Annotated in this window: 21 protein-coding genes; 11 read left to right on the top strand and 10 right to left on the bottom strand. The window is 59.0% G+C overall.

Features of this window, described 5'->3' with window-relative positions:
- Window positions 1–127 precede the first annotated feature (127 nt).
- Window positions 128–841: a lipoyl(octanoyl) transferase LipB gene (gene lipB, locus ROLI_RS04375; protein ID WP_187431181.1), complete on the top strand. Its 714-nt coding sequence runs from the start codon at window positions 128–130 to the stop codon at window positions 839–841.
- On the opposite strand, the gene ROLI_RS04370 is transcribed toward lipB, so the two are convergent.
- The gene (locus ROLI_RS04370) at window positions 810–1,232 is read right to left on the bottom strand and encodes a response regulator (protein ID WP_338469230.1); all 423 of its coding nucleotides are present in this window, start codon (window positions 1,230–1,232) and stop codon (window positions 810–812) included. The two genes, lipB and ROLI_RS04370, sit on opposite strands and share 32 nt — an antisense overlap.
- Window positions 1,232–2,482, bottom strand: a complete 1,251-nt coding sequence (locus ROLI_RS04365; protein WP_262386587.1) for a PAS domain-containing sensor histidine kinase — start codon at window positions 2,480–2,482, stop codon at window positions 1,232–1,234. The genes ROLI_RS04370 and ROLI_RS04365 overlap by 1 nt, the downstream gene beginning before the upstream one ends.
- A gap of 297 nt (window positions 2,483–2,779) precedes the next feature.
- Between ROLI_RS04365 and ctaD the strand changes: the two genes are divergently transcribed.
- From ctaD to ROLI_RS04350, 3 genes are all read left to right on the top strand, one after another.
- On the top strand, window positions 2,780–4,450 hold the full coding sequence (gene ctaD / locus ROLI_RS04360; RefSeq protein WP_187431178.1) for a cytochrome c oxidase subunit I: 1,671 nt from the start codon (window positions 2,780–2,782) through the stop codon (window positions 4,448–4,450).
- Window positions 4,451–4,601: 151 nt separating this feature from the next.
- Entirely contained in the window at window positions 4,602–5,309 is a 708-nt protein-coding gene (locus ROLI_RS04355; RefSeq protein ID WP_187431177.1) for a VPLPA-CTERM sorting domain-containing protein, read from the top strand.
- A 357-nt stretch (window positions 5,310–5,666) separates the two neighbouring features.
- Window positions 5,667–6,149, top strand: a complete 483-nt coding sequence (locus ROLI_RS04350; protein WP_187431176.1) for a DUF2244 domain-containing protein — start codon at window positions 5,667–5,669, stop codon at window positions 6,147–6,149.
- Window positions 6,150–6,368: 219 nt separating this feature from the next.
- Here the strand turns inward: ROLI_RS04350 and ROLI_RS04345 are convergent, their stop codons facing one another.
- Window positions 6,369–6,827 (bottom strand): GatB/YqeY domain-containing protein, encoded by a 459-nt coding sequence (locus ROLI_RS04345; RefSeq protein ID WP_187431175.1) that lies wholly within the window; start codon window positions 6,825–6,827, stop codon window positions 6,369–6,371.
- 215 nt (window positions 6,828–7,042) lie between these two features.
- On the opposite strand from ROLI_RS04345, the gene carA reads away from it, so the two are divergent.
- Window positions 7,043–8,203, top strand: coding sequence for a glutamine-hydrolyzing carbamoyl-phosphate synthase small subunit (carA, locus tag ROLI_RS04340; protein WP_187431174.1), 1,161 nt, complete (start codon window positions 7,043–7,045; stop codon window positions 8,201–8,203).
- Between the two features lie 98 nt (window positions 8,204–8,301).
- On the top strand, window positions 8,302–10,197 hold the full coding sequence (locus ROLI_RS04335; protein ID WP_262386586.1) for a glycosyltransferase: 1,896 nt from the start codon (window positions 8,302–8,304) through the stop codon (window positions 10,195–10,197).
- Here ROLI_RS04335 and ROLI_RS04330 read toward each other — a convergent pair.
- The gene (locus ROLI_RS04330; RefSeq protein WP_187431173.1) at window positions 10,194–10,847 is read right to left on the bottom strand and encodes a GntR family transcriptional regulator; all 654 of its coding nucleotides are present in this window, start codon (window positions 10,845–10,847) and stop codon (window positions 10,194–10,196) included. The two genes, ROLI_RS04335 and ROLI_RS04330, sit on opposite strands and share 4 nt — an antisense overlap.
- A 96-nt stretch (window positions 10,848–10,943) precedes the next feature.
- On the opposite strand from ROLI_RS04330, the gene ROLI_RS04325 reads away from it, so the two are divergent.
- The 3 genes from ROLI_RS04325 to ROLI_RS04315 all read left to right on the top strand — a co-directional run bounded on the left by ROLI_RS04325 (window position 10,944) and on the right by ROLI_RS04315 (window position 13,179).
- On the top strand, window positions 10,944–11,588 hold the full coding sequence (locus ROLI_RS04325) for a pyrimidine 5'-nucleotidase (RefSeq protein WP_187431172.1): 645 nt from the start codon (window positions 10,944–10,946) through the stop codon (window positions 11,586–11,588).
- 81 nt (window positions 11,589–11,669) lie between these two features.
- Complete coding sequence (locus ROLI_RS04320; RefSeq protein ID WP_187431171.1) at window positions 11,670–11,918, top strand: hypothetical protein; 249 nt, start codon at window positions 11,670–11,672, stop codon at window positions 11,916–11,918.
- 61 nt (window positions 11,919–11,979) lie between these two features.
- Complete coding sequence (locus ROLI_RS04315; protein WP_187431170.1) at window positions 11,980–13,179, top strand: UbiH/UbiF family hydroxylase; 1,200 nt, start codon at window positions 11,980–11,982, stop codon at window positions 13,177–13,179.
- Between the two features lie 8 nt (window positions 13,180–13,187).
- On the opposite strand, the gene ROLI_RS04310 is transcribed toward ROLI_RS04315, so the two are convergent.
- From ROLI_RS04310 to ROLI_RS04300, 3 genes are all read right to left on the bottom strand, one after another.
- Window positions 13,188–14,315, bottom strand: coding sequence for an aminotransferase class V-fold PLP-dependent enzyme (locus ROLI_RS04310; RefSeq protein ID WP_187431169.1), 1,128 nt, complete (start codon window positions 14,313–14,315; stop codon window positions 13,188–13,190).
- A 126-nt stretch (window positions 14,316–14,441) separates the two neighbouring features.
- Window positions 14,442–14,900 (bottom strand): Lrp/AsnC family transcriptional regulator, encoded by a 459-nt coding sequence (locus ROLI_RS04305; protein ID WP_187431168.1) that lies wholly within the window; start codon window positions 14,898–14,900, stop codon window positions 14,442–14,444.
- A complete protein-coding gene (locus tag ROLI_RS04300; protein ID WP_187431167.1) occupies window positions 14,897–15,352 on the bottom strand; it encodes an Lrp/AsnC family transcriptional regulator in 456 nt (151 codons plus the stop codon). The genes ROLI_RS04305 and ROLI_RS04300 overlap by 4 nt, the downstream gene beginning before the upstream one ends.
- A gap of 134 nt (window positions 15,353–15,486) precedes the next feature.
- Here ROLI_RS04300 and ilvC point away from each other — a divergent pair, with 134 nt between their 5' ends.
- Window positions 15,487–16,509: a ketol-acid reductoisomerase gene (gene ilvC, locus ROLI_RS04295; RefSeq protein WP_187431166.1), complete on the top strand. Its 1,023-nt coding sequence runs from the start codon at window positions 15,487–15,489 to the stop codon at window positions 16,507–16,509.
- A 132-nt stretch (window positions 16,510–16,641) separates the two neighbouring features.
- Here ilvC and ROLI_RS04290 read toward each other — a convergent pair whose 3' ends face one another.
- Window positions 16,642–16,812, bottom strand: a complete 171-nt coding sequence (locus ROLI_RS04290; RefSeq protein WP_187431165.1) for a hypothetical protein — start codon at window positions 16,810–16,812, stop codon at window positions 16,642–16,644.
- A 79-nt stretch (window positions 16,813–16,891) separates the two neighbouring features.
- Here ROLI_RS04290 and ROLI_RS04285 point away from each other — a divergent pair, with 79 nt between their 5' ends.
- Window positions 16,892–17,812, top strand: coding sequence for a DMT family transporter (locus ROLI_RS04285; protein WP_187431187.1), 921 nt, complete (start codon window positions 16,892–16,894; stop codon window positions 17,810–17,812).
- On the opposite strand, the gene glmM is transcribed toward ROLI_RS04285, so the two are convergent.
- Together glmM and folP are read right to left on the bottom strand one after the other, a co-directional pair.
- Window positions 17,809–19,155 (bottom strand): phosphoglucosamine mutase, encoded by a 1,347-nt coding sequence (gene glmM, locus ROLI_RS04280; RefSeq protein WP_187431164.1) that lies wholly within the window; start codon window positions 19,153–19,155, stop codon window positions 17,809–17,811. The two genes, ROLI_RS04285 and glmM, sit on opposite strands and share 4 nt — an antisense overlap.
- On the bottom strand, window positions 19,148–20,161 hold the full coding sequence (gene folP, locus ROLI_RS04275; protein ID WP_187431163.1) for a dihydropteroate synthase: 1,014 nt from the start codon (window positions 20,159–20,161) through the stop codon (window positions 19,148–19,150). Before folP ends, glmM begins: the two co-directional genes overlap by 8 nt.
- Window positions 20,162–20,164: the final 3 nt, after the last annotated feature.

Raw genomic sequence — 20,164 nt, 5'->3', positions numbered from 1 at the left:
ACAGGAAGTGATTCGACCGAACCCCCAGACAGGCGGCTTTTTCCGGGGCGTTTTTCCGGGGCGCAAGACGTCATGAAGGTCCGCGAAAGGGCTTTGCCATGCCCGCTCACTGCGATACAGCAGCGCCATGGTGGAGTGGATCACAACAAGCGACCTAACAGACTATCGCGCCGCGGAAAGCTGGATGGAGGCGCGCGCAGAGGCGATCGCACAAGGACAGGCGTGCGAGTGCATCTGGCTCGTGGAGCATCCGCCGCTTTATTCCGCCGGAACCAGCGCCAAGATGGCCGATCTTATCGCGCCCGATCGCTTTCCAGTTCACATGACACGGCGCGGTGGGCAGTTCACCTATCATGGGCCCGGCCAGCGGGTCGCCTACGTCATGCTCGACGTCGGCGCGCGCGGGCGCGATGTGCGCAAATTCGTGCAGGACCTGGAACATTGGGTCATCGACACGCTGGCACAATTCAACATCAAGGGACACATCCGGCCCGGTCGGGTGGGTGTCTGGGTCCAAAGACCGGATCGCCCGCCGGATGAAACAGGCGGGATTCGCGAGGATAAGATTGCCGCGATCGGGATCCGACTACGCAAATGGATCAGTTTTCACGGTATTTCCATCAATGTCGAACCGGATTTGGAGCATTTTTCCGGCATCGTTCCTTGCGGGATCAGTGACCATGGCGTTACCAGCTTGGTCGATCTGGGGTATCCCGTCGCTATGACAGATGTCGATGTTGCCCTGCGCCAGAGTTTTAAAGCTGTGTTCGGGGATGAACCGGTGGCGGAACCCGCGCGAATTCTACCAATTAATGCGCCGCAAATCTCTGATACTGATTGACAAACCCGGCGATGTCGTCTGCACCGATGGGTTTGCTGATGAAGCGATACACATTTGGATCCGCCTCTGCGCGGTCCTGATCCGCGCGCAAAACGGAGGTGGACAGCATGATGATCATCGGCTTCACCGGGCGGAATTTCACCGACAAGCTGGCGTAATCCTCAAGAAATTCGAACCCGTCCATGCGCGGCATATTGATATCCAGCAAAATCATTTCGGGCGTGGGCAGGCCATTGATCCGCTTCTCCTTCAGATATTCAAGGGCAGCAAGGCCGTCGGTAACAACATCAACATGATCGATTAACCCGGAGCGGCGGATCAGCCGCATATGCATCAGGTTTGTCACCTTGTCGTCATCCACGAGCAAAACAGATCTCAGCCTTCGCGCCATCACGTGCCACCCGCCCCGATGGGCAACCGGAAAGAAAAGCAACTGCCCTTGCCCGGCTCACTCGCGACGGCAATCGATCCGCCTATACGTTCCAAAATGCGTCGAATCGCATAGAGCGACACACCGGCCCCCTCAGGTGTGGCGTGCGCGCGTTTAAACAACCCGAAAACCTTGGCCTCATCCCGCGCCAGGTCCAACCCGGTCCCGTTGTCGATAATCGACACCTCCACCTCATTGTCGTATACACGCGAGCGCAAAATGATGCGGGGCCTGCGCTCGGCGGCACGGTATTTGATCGCGTTGCCAATCATGGATTGCAGGATATTCTCCAGTTCGCGCGGCACGAACCAAACGGTTTTGACTTCCAGATCAAAGCGGATCACCGATTTGCTTTGCGCGACCTGAAAATGCAGGTTGACCAGCACACGGTCCGCGACATTTGCAATATCGATTGCCTCAAACTCCGATAGCTCGGCGGAATGGGCCTGCGCCACACAAATTAGCGCGTCCAATTTGTCGTTGGCTTGCCGACAAACGTCGTGCATCCACGTCAGGGTTTCGGCATGTTCGGGCGGCAAGGCCTCCTCGGCCTCTAAGAGCATATGCGTCAGGCTGGTCATGTTATTGACCGGAACACGCAGGTCATGCGTCGCCACAAAGGTAAGTTGTTTGAGGTCACGGTTGGTTTCGACCAATTCGGCGGTACGTTGCGCAACACGCGTTTCCAACTCCTCGTTTAGGGCCTGAAGTTCAGCCGTCCGCGCCCGGACCTGTGCCTCAAGAGTTTCATTCGCCTCCAATAATCTGTTTTCGTTTCGTTTTTGAGATGTGATGTCTACCGCAACGCCGATATGTCGCAGCACAGAGCCATCTGGCGCGGTTTCAAAGACCGTATCCACGCTGCGCATCCATACTTCATTGCCCAGTTTCGAGTTCATGCGATATTCAAACGCGCTTTCCGCGCCGATCGGCAAGCTGCGCAGCGAGCCGAGATAGTTGAACAGCCGTTCATGGTCATCATGATGCACAAGCGTCGGCAGGACCGCGTCCCCCATCGCCAGCACTTCCTCCGGCGTGTAGCCCAGAAATTCCGCGATCGTGCAATTGCTATACTCGTTGCACATCGTTTCATGGTTGAAGATATAGATGATTCCAGGCACCAGCTCGCTCATGCGACTCCAGAATGCAAGGCTGCTTTCATCAACTAAAGCAGGCGTCTGCTGGATGTATTGAGCCTGAACCACCTGCATTTGCCACCTATTAATCTGCCTCTCCGCGCCGGAAAGGACTTTGCACACACTGGCGCTAAAATGGCTCATGAATGTTAACCGCGCGTGAACGATCAGCTGGACCGATAGGATTGGAACTATATTGCCACAACCTGCACGTGTTTCACCCGCTCGATTACAACATGATCGAAAAAATTCCGACTGCGACGAAGTCGATCATTGCCCCGGTCGCGGCTTCTCTCTAAAACCGGCAAGACTCCGGTGCGCGGCTCGGGAACCGCTGCGCGTCGATTAACACCTTACTCAGGAGGCAAGAGCATGGCAGACGCAGCCATCCACGGCCAGGAACATCATGATGAACGCGGGTTCTTCACACGTTGGTTCATGTCCACAAACCACAAAGACATCGGGATCCTCTATCTGATCGTCTCCGCCCTCGTGGGCTTCGTGTCGGTGGCATTTACCATCTACATGCGCCTCGAACTGATGAATCCGGGCGTTCAGTACATGTGCATGGAGGGCGCGCGCTTCATCGCTTCGGGCGAAGTCTGCACCCCAAATGGTCATCTATGGAACGTCCTGATCACCGGTCACGGCATCCTGATGATGTTCTTCGTCGTCATCCCCGCCCTTTTTGGCGGATTTGGCAACTATTTCATGCCGCTCCAGATCGGCGCGCCCGATATGGCCTTTCCGCGCATGAACAACCTGTCGTTCTGGCTCTATGTCGCCGGGACCACGCTGGCGATCTGCTCGGTGCTGGCACCGGGGGGTAATGACCAGCTCGGCTCGGGTGTCGGCTGGGTGCTCTATCCACCGCTCTCCACCAATGAGGGCGGCTTCTCCATGGATCTCGCGATCTTCGCGGTCCACGTCTCCGGGGCCTCCTCAATCCTGGGCGCGATCAACATGATCACCACCTTTCTGAACATGCGCGCACCGGGCATGACGCTCTTCAAGGTGCCGCTGTTTTCCTGGTCGATCTTCGTGACAAGCTGGCTGATCCTTTTGTCCCTGCCGGTTCTGGCGGGCGCAATCACCATGCTTCTGATGGATCGGAACTTCGGCTTCACCTTCTTTGATCCGTCAGGCGGCGGTGATCCCGTGCTCTATCAGCACATCCTGTGGTTCTTCGGACACCCCGAAGTCTACATCATCATTCTGCCCGGCTTTGGCATCATCTCGCATGTGATCGCGACCTTCGCGCGCAAACCAATCTTCGGCTACCTGCCGATGGTCTGGGCGATCATCGCCATCGGCGCTCTGGGCTTTGTTGTCTGGGCGCACCACATGTATACGGTGGGCATGTCCCTCAACCAGCAAGCCTATTTTATGTTGGCCACGATGGTCATCGCGGTGCCCACGGGCGTGAAGGTCTTTAGCTGGATCGCCACCATGTGGGGCGGATCGGTGGAATTCAAAACGCCCATGCTCTGGGCCTTTGGCTTCCTCTTCCTCTTCACCGTGGGCGGCGTCACCGGCATCGTGCTGTCACAGGCCGCGGTGGACCGCTATTACCACGACACCTACTATGTGGTGGCGCACTTCCACTATGTGATGTCGCTCGGGGCGGTCTTCGCCATCTTCGCCGGGGTCTACTTCTACCTGCCGAAAATGTCGGGCCGCATGTACCCTGAATGGGCGGGTAAACTGCACTTCTGGGCTATGTTCATCGGGGCAAACCTGACCTTCTTCCCCCAACACTTCCTGGGCCGTCAGGGCATGCCACGCCGCTACATCGACTATCCGGACGCTTTTGCCTACTGGAACCAATGGTCGAGCATCGGCGCATTCCTCTCCTTTGCGTCCTTCATTTTCTTCTTCGGCATCATCGCCTGGACCCTGCTCAAGGGCCGCCGCGTGACGGAAAACAACCCGTGGAACGAATATGCGGATACGCTGGAATGGACTCTGCCCTCCCCGCCGCCCGAACATACGTTCGAGCAGCTCCCCAAGCGGGAAGACTGGGACAAACAGCACTCCCATTAAGGCGCGCAATCAACCTAACGACAAAAGCCCCGGATACCTCCGGGGCCTTTTTTTTGTGGCGGCACCAAGAGGATCAAGATGCCCAGATATCGTATTGACGGCCCCGGTCATGCGCGGTCTACTACCGACACTTTTTGAAAGGGGATACATAATGAATTTCAAGACAAAGATACTTGCGAGCGGCCTAAGCATTGCAATGCTAGCATTGGCGAACATGGCCTCCGCCGCATCGGTGACACCAAATTTCGACACATTCGGCAATCTGACGACGCAAAGCGGCGGCCAGGTGACCTTCGGCGGCAGCGGAATACCCACCAGCCCCGCCGCGGTCTCCGACTTCATAGTCGGAAGCGATAATATTCGCGTCGGCATTATCGCAACACCGCGGTTTTCCAGCCCGACACCCACGAACGACGGAGCTGGCACCTACACGGCTCAGACCGGTGAAAGCGCGTCCGGTCTTTCGCTTTGGAACTTCAGCTTTTTTGCGGAAAGCTCCGGCGATCTGGCGAATGCAGGCATCAAACTCTATTACGATCTTGACCCGACGGTCGGCAATGACCTCTCGACGCTGGGCGTGATCGATGTTGGGTTCTTTAATACCGGATCTGTCTTTGACGGCAGCCAGAACCTCGGTTTTGGCTATCTGGCCAGCGGTGCGCCCGGCGTCACGGCACCCGTCCCATTTGCCGGAGCCTTCAGCCCTTTCGCACCGGGCGAATATAGCTTCCGCATCGGAACCGACACCGACTTCGCTGCAATCAACGTGAACGTGGCAGCCGTCCCCCTGCCCGCAGGTCTGCCGCTGTTCCTGACTGCCATCGCCGGTCTCTACTGGGTACGTCGCAAACCGGCGTAACCCCAAACAAAACATGTAACAAAGGACCGCTTCGGCGGTCCTTTTCATTTGGATCACAGCGCTAAAACACCATGGCACGGTCGCATCGCTAATTATCGACCCCTCATTCACAAACTCCGTCGCACCAGTTCTTAATCCGGGCTCTCAGCGCACAATCGATGCACGGGTAGTGTACAAGCTTGTGTACGCATGATGCATCGCGCATTTGCCCTGTTTCACGAGCGTTAATCTATGATTCGGCCCCTCGCGCACTTCGCCCCACCGCGCGTTGCGCGCCGGGGTCAGAATGTCACCTTGAACGCAGCACGAACGCCGCGCTAGGGTAGCGTCATCGTTAACCATCACATCGAAAAGCCCATGCCTTACCAATGGACATCCACGCCCGGTGCCTCACCTCAGAGGCTCAAACTCTGGCCGCATAATTCGCTGCCCGCGCGTGGCATGGCGGCCTTTGTGCTGACCACCTTTACGCTGATCTGCATCCCGACCCTGCCCCTGCTGGGCTCGCCGATTTTATGGGGGCTCCTGCCCTTCCTGCTGGCGGCGGTCTGGGGCATTTTCTATGCGCTGCAACGCAACCACCGCGCGCGCCAGATCACCGAAGTACTGACCCTGGACCGCGATGACGCGCATCTGATCCGCGAGGAGCCATCGGGCAAAGTGCAGGAGTGGGAATGCAACCGCTATTGGACCACCATCACCAAATATGAAGACGACGGACCGATTCCGCATTACGTCACGCTCAAGGGCAAGGGTCGTGAGGTCGAAATCGGGGCTTTTTTGAGCGAAGAGGAACGCATTTCGCTTTATGAAGAGTTGCAGATTGCCTGGCGGCGGTGATCCACGGTCACGGCCTGCCGCTCTATATTGCGCCGTACTCAAAGGGGGTTGCTGCACAGCTCTGCCCTTTATCCCCACCTCATTGGGTCGCCAACCGCGCCAACCCGCCTAAACGTAAATGTGCCGGAGCAGTGATGCGCAGAAGGTCAGCGACGCAATCACGATCCTATCCCCGACAGGGATGCCTTGAAGCGGAAGAGCGCCCGATCATACCGCTCATCAGCTGAGCCGCGCCTTGACCATCGGGCCAACAGTGCCGAAATCCATCTGGCCGGTGTATTTCGCTTTCAGTAGCCCCATGACCTTACCCATATCGCGGATACTATCGGCACCGACTTCGTCAACCGCCTCCGATACTGCTTTTTCCGTTTCCACATCAGATAGCTGGCGCGGCAGGAACTCCTCGATCACCTCGATCTCCGCCTTCTCGCGCTCGGCCAGATCAAGCCGGCCGCCCTCCTCATAAGCGCGCGCGCTTTCCAGCCGTTGCTTGGACATCTTGCCCAGGATGGCCAGAACCTCGCCGTTGCCGACACCCTCATCATTACTCTCCGCCCGCGCGGCTATGTCCTTGTCCTTGATCGCGGCATTGATCAGGCGCAGCGTCGAAAGCCGGTCCGCCGCTTTGTCCCGCATGGCCTGTTTGAGGGCCACTGAGACCTTTTCGCGCAATTCCATTGGATTGTTTCCTTCAAGGTTTCACCGCACACCATCAGGGACGGCGCACATCATGTTCGAGCCTTGGACCTTATCCAATGCCGCAAGGGGCCGCAACATAATCCGCCACGTCACTCAAGCCCCTCATATTGCGTCGATGGCACCTTGACCCGCGCCGGTCGCGCGTCTAGGAACACAAGGATTTCACTGCTCGCCCCTGCCCGAAAGGATCGCCCATGCAGCCCTCTGCGTCCGACCGCCCGACCGCTTGTCTGGCGCTTGCTGATGGCACCTTGTTCTATGGGATCGGGTTTGGTGCCACCGGCCAGACGGTCGCGGAACTGTGCTTTAACACCGCCATGACGGGGTATCAGGAGATCATGACCGACCCCTCCTATGCGGGGCAGATCGTGACCTTCACCTTTCCCCACATCGGCAATACCGGCGTGAACCCCGAAGATGACGAAACCGGCGATCCGGTGGCTGAGGGCATGATCGTCAAATGGATGCCGACGGATCCCTCAAACTGGCGCGCGGTGCAGGGGCTGGATGCGTGGCTTTCCGCGCGGGGTCGCATAGCGCTTGGGGGGGTGGACACCCGCCGCCTGACGCGCGCGATCCGTCAATCGGGCGCACCACACGTGGCCCTGTGCCATGACCCACAAGGCAATTTTGACGTCGAGGCCATGGTGGCCGCAGCGCGCGCCTTCGGCGGTCTGGAAGGTCTTGATCTGGCGCGTAAAGTCACCTGTGCGCAATCTTATCGCTGGAATGAAATGCGGTGGGCCTGGCCAGAGGGATATGCCCCTCAGACCGATGCGAAACACAAGGTGGTCGCGGTGGATTATGGCGCAAAACGCAACATCCTGCGCTGTCTGGCCAGCGCGGGGTGCGATGTGACCGTGCTGCCTGCGACAGCCAGTTTCGAGGACATTATGGCGCATGATCCGGATGGCGTGTTCCTCTCCAACGGTCCGGGTGATCCGGCCGCGACGGGGGCCTATGCCGTGCCAATGATCCAGCAGGTTTTATCCGACACACAGCTGCCGTTGTTCGGGATTTGCCTGGGGCACCAGATGCTCGCCCTTGCCCTTGGGGCGCAGACGATCAAGATGAACCACGGCCATCACGGTGCGAACCATCCGGTCAAGGATCACGATACCGGCAAGGTTGAAATCACCTCGATGAACCATGGGTTTGCAGTGGACGCGCAGACCCTGCCCGCGGGTGTGGTGGAAACGCATACCTCGCTGTTTGATGGCTCAAACTGCGGCATTCGCGTGGATGGACGCCCCATATGGTCGGTGCAGCATCACCCCGAGGCCAGCCCCGGCCCGCAGGACAGCTATTATCTGTTCGAGCGCTTTGCTCAGGCGATGGCGGAGCGTGTGGCCTGAGCCCGTCCACGCGCAAAGGTTGAAAAAGGTTAATTTAACAGAAACTTAACCGTGTTCTGACATCTGTCTTGCCTTGAGTCTATGCAAGGCATGTAACGATGAATACCCTGCGGTTGGTCCTGCCAGAACCCGAACCGGTCTCGGATCTGATGGCGCCCGCGATCACCTATGAACCGATTGGCCGTATGCTGTTGGATCGTGGCAAGATCGCGGCGACCGATCTGGAACATGCGCTCAAAATCCAAGGGCATATTGATGCGCCGCTGGGCGAAATCATGGTGTCCGAAGGGCTGCTGCTCAAACGCGATTTGCTGGGCGCGCTGGCCGCCCAATGTCATGCGCCGGACGCCGATCTGGATCTCGAGCCCCCCTTGCCCAAGATGGCGTCTTGCCTGCCGGCCGAGGTTTGCCTGCGCCACGGGGTTGTCCCGTGGAAACGCGACGGCTTGCGCATCCTCGTGGCCACCAGCAGCCCTGCGGATTTCGCGGCACTATGCCAAACCATGCGGCGGCGCGGGCTGTCCCTGTTCCCGGTCATCGTGGATGAGTTGCAAATTCAATCCCATATCAGCCGCCTTTACGGTCGCGAACTCGCCGAAAAAGCTGCCGTGCGCGTGCCCGAAGTGGAGAGTTGCCGCAATTGGGCCACGCGGGGCAAGCACCGCCTTTTCTGCGCCTTGGCGGTCGGCCTCATGATCATGGCTTTGACGCTGTGGTCCCCGCTGTGGACTTTCACAATCGCCGTTCTCTGGGCGGTTTTAACGCTTGTCATGACCACAACGATGAAGGCCTTCGCCTTTGCGGCGCAGCTTTTGCACAGGAAACCGGCGCGCAAGGATTATTGCACCCTGGCATCGGCCAAGTTCCGGCTGCCGCGTGTTTCCGTATTGGTGCCGCTGCTCAAGGAAAAGGAAATCGCCGGTCAATTGATCCGTCGGTTGAGCCGATTGACCTATCCCAAATCGCTTCTGAACGTCGTTCTGGTTCTCGAAGAGGGTGACAAAACCACCCACGAAACCATCGCGCGCACACAATTGCCCGACTGGATGAGCGTGATCGAAGTGCCAGGTGCGGGCGATCTGACCACGAAACCGCGCGCCTTGAACTATGCGCTCGATTTCTGCCGGGGCAGCATCATCGGCGTGTGGGATGCCGAAGACTGGCCCGAAGCGGATCAGATCGAGCGCGTCGTCAGCCGTTTCAATGAGGCCCCTGAGAATGTCGTCTGTCTGCAAGGTATTCTGGATTACTATAATTCCCGCACCAATTGGCTCTCGCGCTGTTTTACCATCGAATATGCGACCTGGTGGCGTGTGATTCTGCCCGGCATTGCCAAGCTGGGTCTGATCATTCCGCTGGGCGGCACCACGCTGTTTTTCCGCCGTGATGCGCTGGAAAAATTGGGCGGCTGGGATGCGCATAACGTCACAGAGGATGCCGATTTAGGCGTACGCCTGGCGCGTCATGGGTTTGTGACCGAACTCTTGCCAACCGTGACGCGCGAAGAAGCCACCAGCCGGGCCTGGCCTTGGGTGCGGCAACGCTCGCGCTGGCTCAAGGGGTTCATGATCACCTATTTCGTTCACATGCGACACCCGGTCAGATTAATTCAAGACGTGGGTTTTAAACGGTTTATGGGCCTGCAGACGATCTTCCTGGCCTCTTTTTCGCAATTCGCCGCCGCCCCCTTGCTCTGGTCATTCTGGTTAACGCTGACCGGGGTCCCGCATCCGGTCGAAACCACGCTGGGCACCCCCGTGATCTGGGGCTTGATGGGTCTGTTCATTTTTTCCGAAGCGCTCAGCCTGGCCATGGGTATCTATGCCGTCTCGGGCCGGGTGCATCGCCATCTCATCCCCTTCGTCCCCAGCATGATGATCTATTTCACGCTGGGCGCGCTGGCGAGTTACAAAGCCCTCTGGGAGATGGTCAGCGCGCCGTTTTACTGGGATAAAACCCAGCACGGCGTGTCCCATCCGGCAGAAACCGACTAGGTTTCCTCCTCCCGCCGCGCCGCATCCTGTTTGAGGCGTGTCATGAAAGCCACCGAAATATGCTCTCGCAGGGCCGCACCCGCGCCCTCCGCGTCCTTGTTTTCAATCGTGCGCACGATGGTGTCATGCTCGGCCTGGGCAATTTCACCCCGCCCCTGTGCGGCCAGCGACGTCGTCGCCATCAACGCCATGGTGCGATGCACGAGATCGAGCTGCTGCACCAGATAACGGTTATGCGAGGCCAGATGTATCTGCTTGTGAAACCGCCGGTTCGCCCGCGCCAGCGCCACCGGGTCATTGATCAGCGCATTATCCGCCTCCACCATCTCGCGCAGGATCCGCACCTCCTCCGGCGTGGCGTGCTGTGCGGCCAGGCGTGCGGCGAGCCCTTCAAGTTCGCGGCGCACCACATAAAGCTCCGCCATCTGGTTGTGATCCAGCGAGGCCACGATCAGGCTGCGCCCGTCCCGCGCCAAAAGGGATTGCGTTTCAAGACGTTGCAGGGCTTCCCGGATCGGCGTGCGCGACACTCCGAAGCGCTCGGCCAACTCGCTTTCCACCAGCCGGTCGCCGGGACGATAGACACCAAGATCAATGGCATCCAGGATCAGCGAATAAGCGTCCGTCTGTTGTGATTTCTGCAACCCCATGGTTCTGGCCTTTTGTTCTTATCGGTGGGATACCTTAACGACGCCCTGCGTCAACGCGCAACCCTATGCCCGACCCCACCGCAATGGAAATACCCTATGCCAAAAGACGCCTTTGATCATGTCACCACTTGGGTCTTCGATCTCGATCACACGCTCTATCCGCCCTCTGCGCGGCTGTTCGATCTGATCGAGGTGCGCATGACCGCCTATGTGATGGACGCCTTGGGGGTGGATCACGCCGAAGCCGACAGGTTGCGCAAACACTACTGGGCCACGCATGGCACGACACTGGCGGGGTTGATGCGCGAACATGACGTGGACCCCGCCCCCTACCTCACGGATGTGCATGACATCCCGATGGACAGCCTGAGCCTCGATCCCATCCTGGCCGCTCAGATCACAGCGCTGCCGGGACGGCGCATCGTTTACACCAATGGCTGCGCGCCCTACGCCGAACGCGTTCTGGCCGCGCGCGGGCTGAGCCATGCCTTTGACGCCATCTATGGTGTGGAACATGCGGAATTTTTGCCCAAACCCGATCACGCTGCTTTTGAAACGGTGTTTCGCAAGGACGGATTGAGCCCGGAAACGGCGGCGATGTTTGAGGATGATCCACGAAATCTCAGGGCACCGCATGACATGGGGATGCGCACGGTTCATGTTGCTGAAATCCGCGGTGCAGGTGTGCATATTCATTTCCATACGGATGATTTGAGCCGGTTTTTGGCAAGTCTAATTTGAACGACCTGCGACAATCAGGCCTCTTTGAATATCCGATTGTGCACCTATCTGACAGTTACGGTCAGAATTAGGAGCACATCAATGACACTCGCCGCAAACCCACCCAACCTGCCAATCTGGCAACGTCTGTTTTTCAAAATCCCCGTCCTGGGATGGGTCGCACGAGATTTATTGCTGGGTGATAAAAACAATGTCTGGTTCGCCCTGATCGGTTTTGTCAGCCTGTGGATGAGTTCGGCTCTGGTCTTCGGATTGCCGGGGCTTTATTTGCCGGCGCTGGCGCTTGTGCCGGTGATGTTCGTGGTGTTGTTGTTGATCACGAAGGGCTAAAGGGCGCTCTGGCAATTTCTGTCGCTACCCCATAATCTCCTGATCGTAAGGCGGAGGGCCAATGTCCAGCAACACATGTGACGTCTTGGTGTCAGGCGGCGGCATCGCCGGGCTGACGGCTGCGGCGGCTTTCGGAACCGCAGGGTTTGACGTGGTATGCGTGGACCCCGCCCCGCCCATCACGCAGCGCGATTGCGCCGGATCGGACATGCGCTCGACGGCGATGTTGCAACCTGCGCGCGGTGTCTTGGAGGCCGCGGGTCTTTGGGAGCGATTGTCACAGCATGCATCCCCCCTTCAGGTGATGCGGATCGTGGATGCGGGCGGCGATGAGGCCACGCCGCGCTTGACCCGAGACTTCAACGCCTCTGATGTGTCCGACTTGCCCTTTGGCTGGAACTTCCCAAATTGGCTGTTGCGCCGCGAGATGGTCGCGCGCCTGGCTGAATTGCCCAACGTGACCTTTATGCCCGGCACCGGCACCACTTCTCTGTTCACCCGAGAACGGCAAGCGCGGATCGGCCTCAGCGATGGATCGAGCCTGCGCGCACGTTTGGTGATTGCGGCCGATGGGCGCGCCTCCCCCATGCGGCGCGCGGCGGGTATCGACGTTAAAACAACGCGTTACGGGCAAAAAGCGCTGGCTTTTGCCGTCACACACGCCATTCCGCATGAAAACGTCTCGACCGAAATTCACCGCACCGGCGGGCCGTTTACGCTGGTGCCCTTGCCCGACCGCGACGGGCTGCCCTCCAGTGCGATTGTCTGGATGGATGATGGCCCTGCATCACAGGCGCGCATGGAGATGGATGTGCCAGCCTTTGAAGCTGACATGTCGGGGCGCAGCTGTCATCTTTTTGGTCCGCTGACACTGGCGTCCGCGCGCACGATCTGGCCCATTATCAGCCAGAAAGCTACGCGTTTGACCGGTGAACGCCTTGCCCTGATCGCCGAGGCCGCGCATGTCGTGCCCCCGATCGGCGCGCAGGGGCTGAACATGAGCCTTGCGGATACCGCAACGCTCTTGTCACTGGCACAGGAACGCCCCGAAGGTTTGGGGGATCGCCAGATGCTGGATGCCTATCACAAAGCGCGATATCCTGATATTTCCGTTCGTATTCAAGGCATTGACCTGCTTAATCGCGCCAGCCAGATGAGCGCACCGCTGCTGCGCGATGCGCGCGCGACCGGGTTGAACGCGCTTTACGCGCTCGGCCCGGTGCGCAAGACATTGATGCAGATGGGTTTGGGCGTGAAGTAACCGATGCGTTACAGCACCGTGTCGATGACCCGCTGCAACCGTCCCAAAGTCCCCTCAACGTCATAGAGTTTATCCAGCCCGAACAGACCCAAACGAAAGGTCCGGAAATCCGCAGGCTCGTCGCATTGCAGCGGCACGCCGGCAGCGATCTGCATGCCCTCGGCCATGAATTTCTTGCCGTTCTGGATGTCAGGATCGCCGGTATAGCTGACCACCACACCCGGCGCGCCATACCCATCAGCGGCAACAGAAACCACACTCTTGGCCGTCAACATGGCCCGCACGGCGTCGCCCAGCTGCCACTGCGCCTCTTTCAGGCGTTGAAACCCGTAGTCCCGCGTTTCAATCATCGTATCGCGAAACGCGCGTAACGCATCCGTCGGCATGGTCGCGTGATAGGCGTGACCGCCATTTTCATAGGCCTTCATGATGCTGTGCCACTTGCCCAGATCAATGGCAAAACTATCCGATTGCGTCTCCGCCAGGCGCGCCTCGGCACGTGCGGACATCATCACCAGCCCTGCCGAAGGGGAGGCAGACCACCCTTTTTGCGGAGCCGAAATCAGCACATCCACACCCAGCGCGCGCATGTTTACCCAGGCACAGCCTGAGGCGATGCAATCCAGCACCACAAGCGCGCCAACTTCATGCGCCGCCTTGGCCATGGCCTTGATGTAATCATCCGGCAGGATGACGCCGGCACTTGTTTCCACATGCGGGGCAAACACCACATCGGGCTTTTGCTCGGCAATCGCCGCGACGACCTCGTCAATCGGGGCGGGTGTGAAAGGCGAAGGCGTCGCGTTGCCCGTCTGGCGCGCTTTCAGCACTGTGGTATTGGCGGTCAGACCGCCCGTTTCAAAAATCTGGCTCCAGCGATAAGAAAACCAGCCATTGCGCACCACCAGAACATCCGCGCCGCGCGCGAATTGGCGCGCAACCGCCTCCATGCCGAAGGTCCCCCCGCCCGGAATGATCGCCACGGCGTCTGCGGCGTAAACATCCTTGAGCATAGCGGACAGGTCATTCATCACCTCCTGAAACGCCACGCTCATCGAATTCAGGGACCGGTCCGTGAAGACAACCGAAAATTCTTCCAATCCTGTCGGATCAATGGTGTCGAGCAATGCTGCCATGGTAATTTCTCCTTGAGTTTCCTCATGACCTAACGGCTGATGGCGGGCTTGGCAAAGGCTACTTCCGTATACAATCGACCGCGCGACCCGCGCTTTGGCACCGATGGCAAACAAATGCCGCCCTCCTTAGCCAAGCGGCCCGGCACTGCGCTCTTCGCTCAGCAGAACATTCGCCTCCACCTCTCCGACACCGGGCAGCGTCATGATCCGACGACGCAGGACCCGTTCGAAATCCGGCAGATCGCGCGCCACGACCCGAAGGCGATAATCATAGAGCCCCAACACATGCTCCACGCGCTGCACCTCGGGGATTGCGCTGACCGCGCGCTCGAAATCCTCCAGGCTGACACGCCCCTTGGTGGCCAGCTTGATGCCCAGAAAAACCGTCACGCCAAACCCCAGCGCCTGCGCGTTCAGACGCAGATGACGCCCTTTGAGGATTCCCGCGCTTTCCAGCTTGCGGATGCGCCGCCATGTCGCAGGTTGCGACAGGCCAAGGTTGCGCCCCAAAGCGCCCGCACTTTGCGTCGCGTCCCGTGCCAAGGCGCGCAGCAAAGCACGGTCCATATCATCCAGATCGATCATAGCGGCAGGGCCTCTTCGGCCTTGATCTGCGCAATCTGCATCAAGGCTTCAATGTCCGAAATATGTGGCAGGGTCAGGATGCGCATCCGGTAAATCTCCTGATAATGCGCCATATCCTTGGCGATGATGTTGAGCCGCACGTCCACGCGTCCCAGAAAGGTCTGGATTTCCGTGACCTCCGGGACCCTGCGCGCGGCTTTGATAAAATCATCGAATGCAGAGGATTGGGTTTTATCTAATGTTATCCGCAGCGATACGGCGACAGAATACCCGAGGGCGGCCCAGTCAATGAGCGCACCCACGCCTTCAATCACCCCGGTTTCCTGCATGCGCGTGATCCGGCGCGCAGCCTTGCCCGGCGTCACCCCACACGGACCGGCCAGTTCCGCCGGCGACAGGCTGGGGTCTGCCTGCCAATGCCGCAGAATTCTACGATCCAGATCGTCAAGCATGATTTTTTTCCTATGCTTACATTAGGCGCATGACTTTTTCATTAACATAGTGATATTCGGTCTGATCGGTGATGGCAATTGGCGCTTTATCGCATAATTTGACGCCAGTTTTAACCGATAAAAGGACCGCTGACATGCGCGTATATTATGATCGCGATTGCGATGTTAACCTGATCAAGGACATGAAAGTCGCCATTCTGGGATATGGCAGCCAGGGTCACGCCCATGCGCTGAACCTGCGCGATTCCGGTGCGAAAAACCTCGTCGTGGCGCTGCGTGACGGCTCTCCCTCCGCGGCAAAAGCCGAAGGCGAAGGCCTGACGGTGATGGGTATCGCCGAAGCCGCCGCCTGGGCCGATCTGATCATGTTCACCATGCCCGATGAATTGCAGGCCGAAACCTACAAGAAATACGTGCATGACAATATCCGTGAGGGTGCCGCCATCGCATTTGCCCATGGCCTGAACGTTCATTTCGGCCTGATCGAGCCCAAAGCCGGTATCGACGTGGTGATGATGGCCCCGAAAGGCCCCGGCCACACGGTACGCGGTGAATACACCAAAGGCGGCGGCGTGCCCTGCCTTGTTGCGGTCGATAAGGACGCGTCCGGCAAGGCGCTGGAAATCGGCCTGTCCTATTGTTCGGCCATTGGTGGCGGACGTTCGGGCATTATTGAGACCAACTTCCGCGAAGAGTGCGAAACCGACCTCTTTGGGGAACAAGCGGTTCTATGTGGTGGGCTGGTTGAGCTGATCCGCATGGGCTTTGAGACATTGGTCGAAGCCGGGTATGCGCCTGAAATGGCCTATTTCGAGTGCCTGCATGAGGTGAAATTGATCGTCGATCTGATCTATGAAGGCGGCATCGCCAACATGAACTACTCGATCTCCAACACGGCGGAATACGGCGAATATGTTTCCGGTCCCCGCATCCTGCCCTATGACGAAACCAAAGCCCGAATGAAAGCCGTTCTGACCGACATCCAGACGGGTAAATTCGTGCGTGACTTCATGGCCGAAAATCAGGTGGGCCAGCCCTTCTTCAAGGGAACGCGCCGCATCAATGATGAGCATCAGATCGAAGCCACCGGTGAGACCCTGCGCGGTATGATGCCGTGGATTTCAGCCGGTAAAATGGTCGATAAGGCCAAAAACTAGGGCGACATCAGCGTCAACATCGACATTGGCCTGCTAAGCAACCAAGCTGAACCGGGCGCCACAGTCCGGCCAGATGTCACCGTTCAAAACACAAAGGCCCGGGTTAATACCGGGCCTTTCGTCACATGATCCTCACACGTCGGCGGGTTTGCCTTTGGATGATTTATCCGCAGCCAGTGTGGATTTGGTACTATTTGGATCATCCATGCGAGCTTCCAGCCTGGCCTTGCTCACCAGCGCAAAAACAATCGCCGCCAACATGGTGATCAGCGCCAGGATGACAATCAGATATGTAAAGTCCATGGTGTACTCTCCTCTGTTTCCAGTTCACTAAATGAAACTGCGCAACAGCGCATATCGTTCCCTCAATAGATTGCCCTTCATGCGTGACGCCCCCGACATCACCCCCAAGAGCTGGCTCATGATCGCCATTTTGGGGTTCACCTGGGGCGGAACGTTTCTGGTGACGGAGATCGCTTTGGAGGGCCTTACGCCTTTCTGGCTGGCCGCCGGGCGCATCGGTTTTGCCGCCTGTCTGATGGGGATCATCTGGTCAATCTCGGGGTTTCGCCTCTTTGAGGCCCCGCCCGGCAGGCGCGCATGGGGTGAAACCATTCTCATCGGCGGACTCAGCTCGGCGATTCCCTTCATGCTCCTGGCCTGGGGGCAACAATTCGTCACCTCCGGTTTTGCAGGCGTTTCGATGGCGGCGGTGGCCTTGATCGTCCTGCCACTGGCGCATTTCCTGGTGCCGGGCGAACGTCTGAGCCCGCGTAAGGGTGTTGGCTTTATCATCGGTTTTGCAGGTGTCTGCGTGCTGATCGGTGGGCAGGCGCTAGAAACCACGGGGGCTTCTATGGAGCCCGCCGGGCGTCTGGCCTGTCTTGGTGCTGCGACCTGCTATGCGATGTCCTCAATCCTCATGCGCCGGTTGCCGCGCGTGGATACGATTGGCCTGTCAACGGTGCTGCTCTTGATCGGCGCGGTGCTGGTCATCCCGCTGGCGCTTTGGGTCGAAGGCCCGCCCCCGGTTCCTGACACTCAAACGCTTGTCGTGGTCGCAGTCTTGGGCTTGATCCCCACTGCCGCCGCCAATCTGTTGCGGGTTCTGGTGGTGCGCTCGGCGGGACCGGTGTTCATGTCTTTGACCAATTACCAGGTGCCGGTCTGGTCGGTTGTCCTGGGCGCAACCCTACTGGGGGAACCCTTGCCCGCCTCACTGCTCTGGGCCATCGTTTTGATTTTATCGGGCGTGGGTCTGAGCCAATACGGCGCACTGCGTCGCTTGTTTACGCGCGGCTAGAGGCTGACGGCATCGGCCACGGCCTCCACGACACGATCGACCGCGCGCTCCATCATATCCGCGTTTTCATGCTCCGCCATGACCCGCACCAGAGGTTCCGTGCCTGATTTTCGGATCAACAAGCGCCCCGCCCCGGCCAGATCGGCTTCGGCCTGTGCAATCGCTTGTTTCACATTGGGTGCCTCAAGCGGCGTCTGCCCGGCTGCAAAACGGACGTTCTTGAGCAACTGCGGGACCGGCTCGAAATTATGTAACAGCGTGCTTGCCGGTTTTTCTGATCTCACCATTTCGGCCAGGAATTGCAAGCCCGCCATAAGCCCGTCGCCGGTCGTGGCATAATCCGACATGACGATATGCCCCGATTGCTCCCCGCCAAGATTAAAGCCGCCCGCGCGCATGCGCTCCACGACATAGCGATCCCCCACCGCCGTGCGTTCGAGCCGCAGACCCTTATCGGCCAGGAAATGTTCCAGCCCCAGGTTCGACATCACCGTCGCCACCAGCGCGTCATTGGCCAATCGCCCCTCGGCGGCCCACCGCGCGGCCATCAGCGCCATGAACTGATCGCCGTCGCCCACCTTGCCGTTTTCATCCAGCAAGATCACTCGGTCAGCGTCCCCGTCCAGACAAATCGCCACATCCGCACCATGGCTCACAACCGTTTCCGCGGCCATTTCAGGATGCGTTGATCCGCAGCCTTTGTTGATATTGTGCCCATTGGGATCGACCCCCACCGGGATCACCGTAGCCCCCAATTCCCACAACGCCTCAGGGGCCACACGATGCGCCGCCCCATTGGCACAATCCACGACCACCTTCAGACCATCCAGACGCATCTGGCGCGGAAAGGAGGATTTGACACGCTCGATATAGCGGAAACGACCGTCATCAATCCGCTTGGCACGTCCGATGTTTTCAGCCTCTGCGGCGGGGACGCCCTCCGCGATCAGCGCCTCAATATCAGCCTCCATCTGGTCGGATAATTTAAACCCATCCGGGCCAAAGAACTTGATCCCATTGTCGGCAGCCGGGTTATGGCTCGCCGAAATCATCACGCCAAGATCCGCACGCATAGAGCGCGTCAGCAGCCCGACGGCGGGTGTCGGAACGGGGCCAAGCAACAGCACATTCATGCCCGTCGACGTCAGCCCCGCCGTAAGCGCATTTTCAAACATATAGCCCGAAAGCCTTGTATCCTTGCCGATCACAACGCGGTGCACGCTGGAGCGGTCACGGCTGAAATAACGCCCCACGGCGGCCCCGATGCGCAGCGCCATTTCGGCCGTCATTGGGTGAATATTGGCGGTGCCGCGCACGCCATCGGTTCCAAAGAGTTTATCCATCCGCGCAACCTGCCATGGCTGCTTGCCAAAGCGCAATGGCCTGCGCGGTCTCTGCCACATCATGCACGCGCACGATTTGTGTCCCATGTTTCAATGCCGCGAGCGCAACCGCGACGGAGCCGGGCATGCGGTCCTGTACCGCCTGGGTCTTGGCCAGGGTGCCGATGAATTTCTTGCGCGAGGCCCCCAAGAGGATCGGCACGCCCAGCCCGTGGAAAACAGACAGGCGGGCCAAGAGGCGCAGGTTGTGATCCAGTGTTTTGCCAAACCCGATGCCGGGATCCGCAATGATGCGATCCCGCGATACGCCCTGCGCCACGAGCGTTTCGATCTGCGCCTTCAGAAAGTCAAAGACATCCAGAACGACGTCATCATACTGCGGATTTTGCTGCATGGTGGCCGGATCGCCCTGCGCGTGCATCACGCAGATCGGCGTGGCCCGTGCCGCGCACAGCGGTGCCAAAGCGGCATCATAGGTAAAACCGGAAACGTCATTCACCAAATGGGCGCCGGCATCCAGCGCGGCCTTGGCGACCCCGGCCTTGCGCGTATCAATCGAGATCGATTGGGGTATGCCCGCCTCGCGCAGGGCCGTGATAACGGGCGCGGTCCGGGCGATTTCCTGATCTTCGGGAACAACAGAAGCGCCGGGGCGGGTGGATTCGCCCCCCACATCCAGAAAATCAGCCGCGCCCATAGCTGCCGCTCCCGCAAGCGCGGCATCAAGCGAAAAATACGCGCCCCCGTCCGAAAAACTATCCGGGGTAACGTTCAGAATTCCCATGATACGCGGCTTGTCCATCGACACATTGGCGATGCGCGCGCGCGGCGCAATCAAGGGTGCGAGGACCTGTGGGTCCAGATCGGTGACGGGCATGATCCGGGGGGGCGCGCCGCGCGACAAAACCTCAACGTCGCTAAACCAGCCCCATCCCCCCGCAAGGCGCAGCGCATGATCAGGGCGCGCAACATCCACCTGCACCATCGGGCGATAGTACGCAGCCATTGT

It is taken from the genome of Roseobacter fucihabitans (assembly GCF_014337925.2).
GTDB classification, from domain to species: domain Bacteria; phylum Pseudomonadota; class Alphaproteobacteria; order Rhodobacterales; family Rhodobacteraceae; genus Roseobacter; species Roseobacter fucihabitans.
Note: the sequence above shows the minus strand (reverse complement) of the source record. Positions and strands in the feature narration are given on the sequence as shown.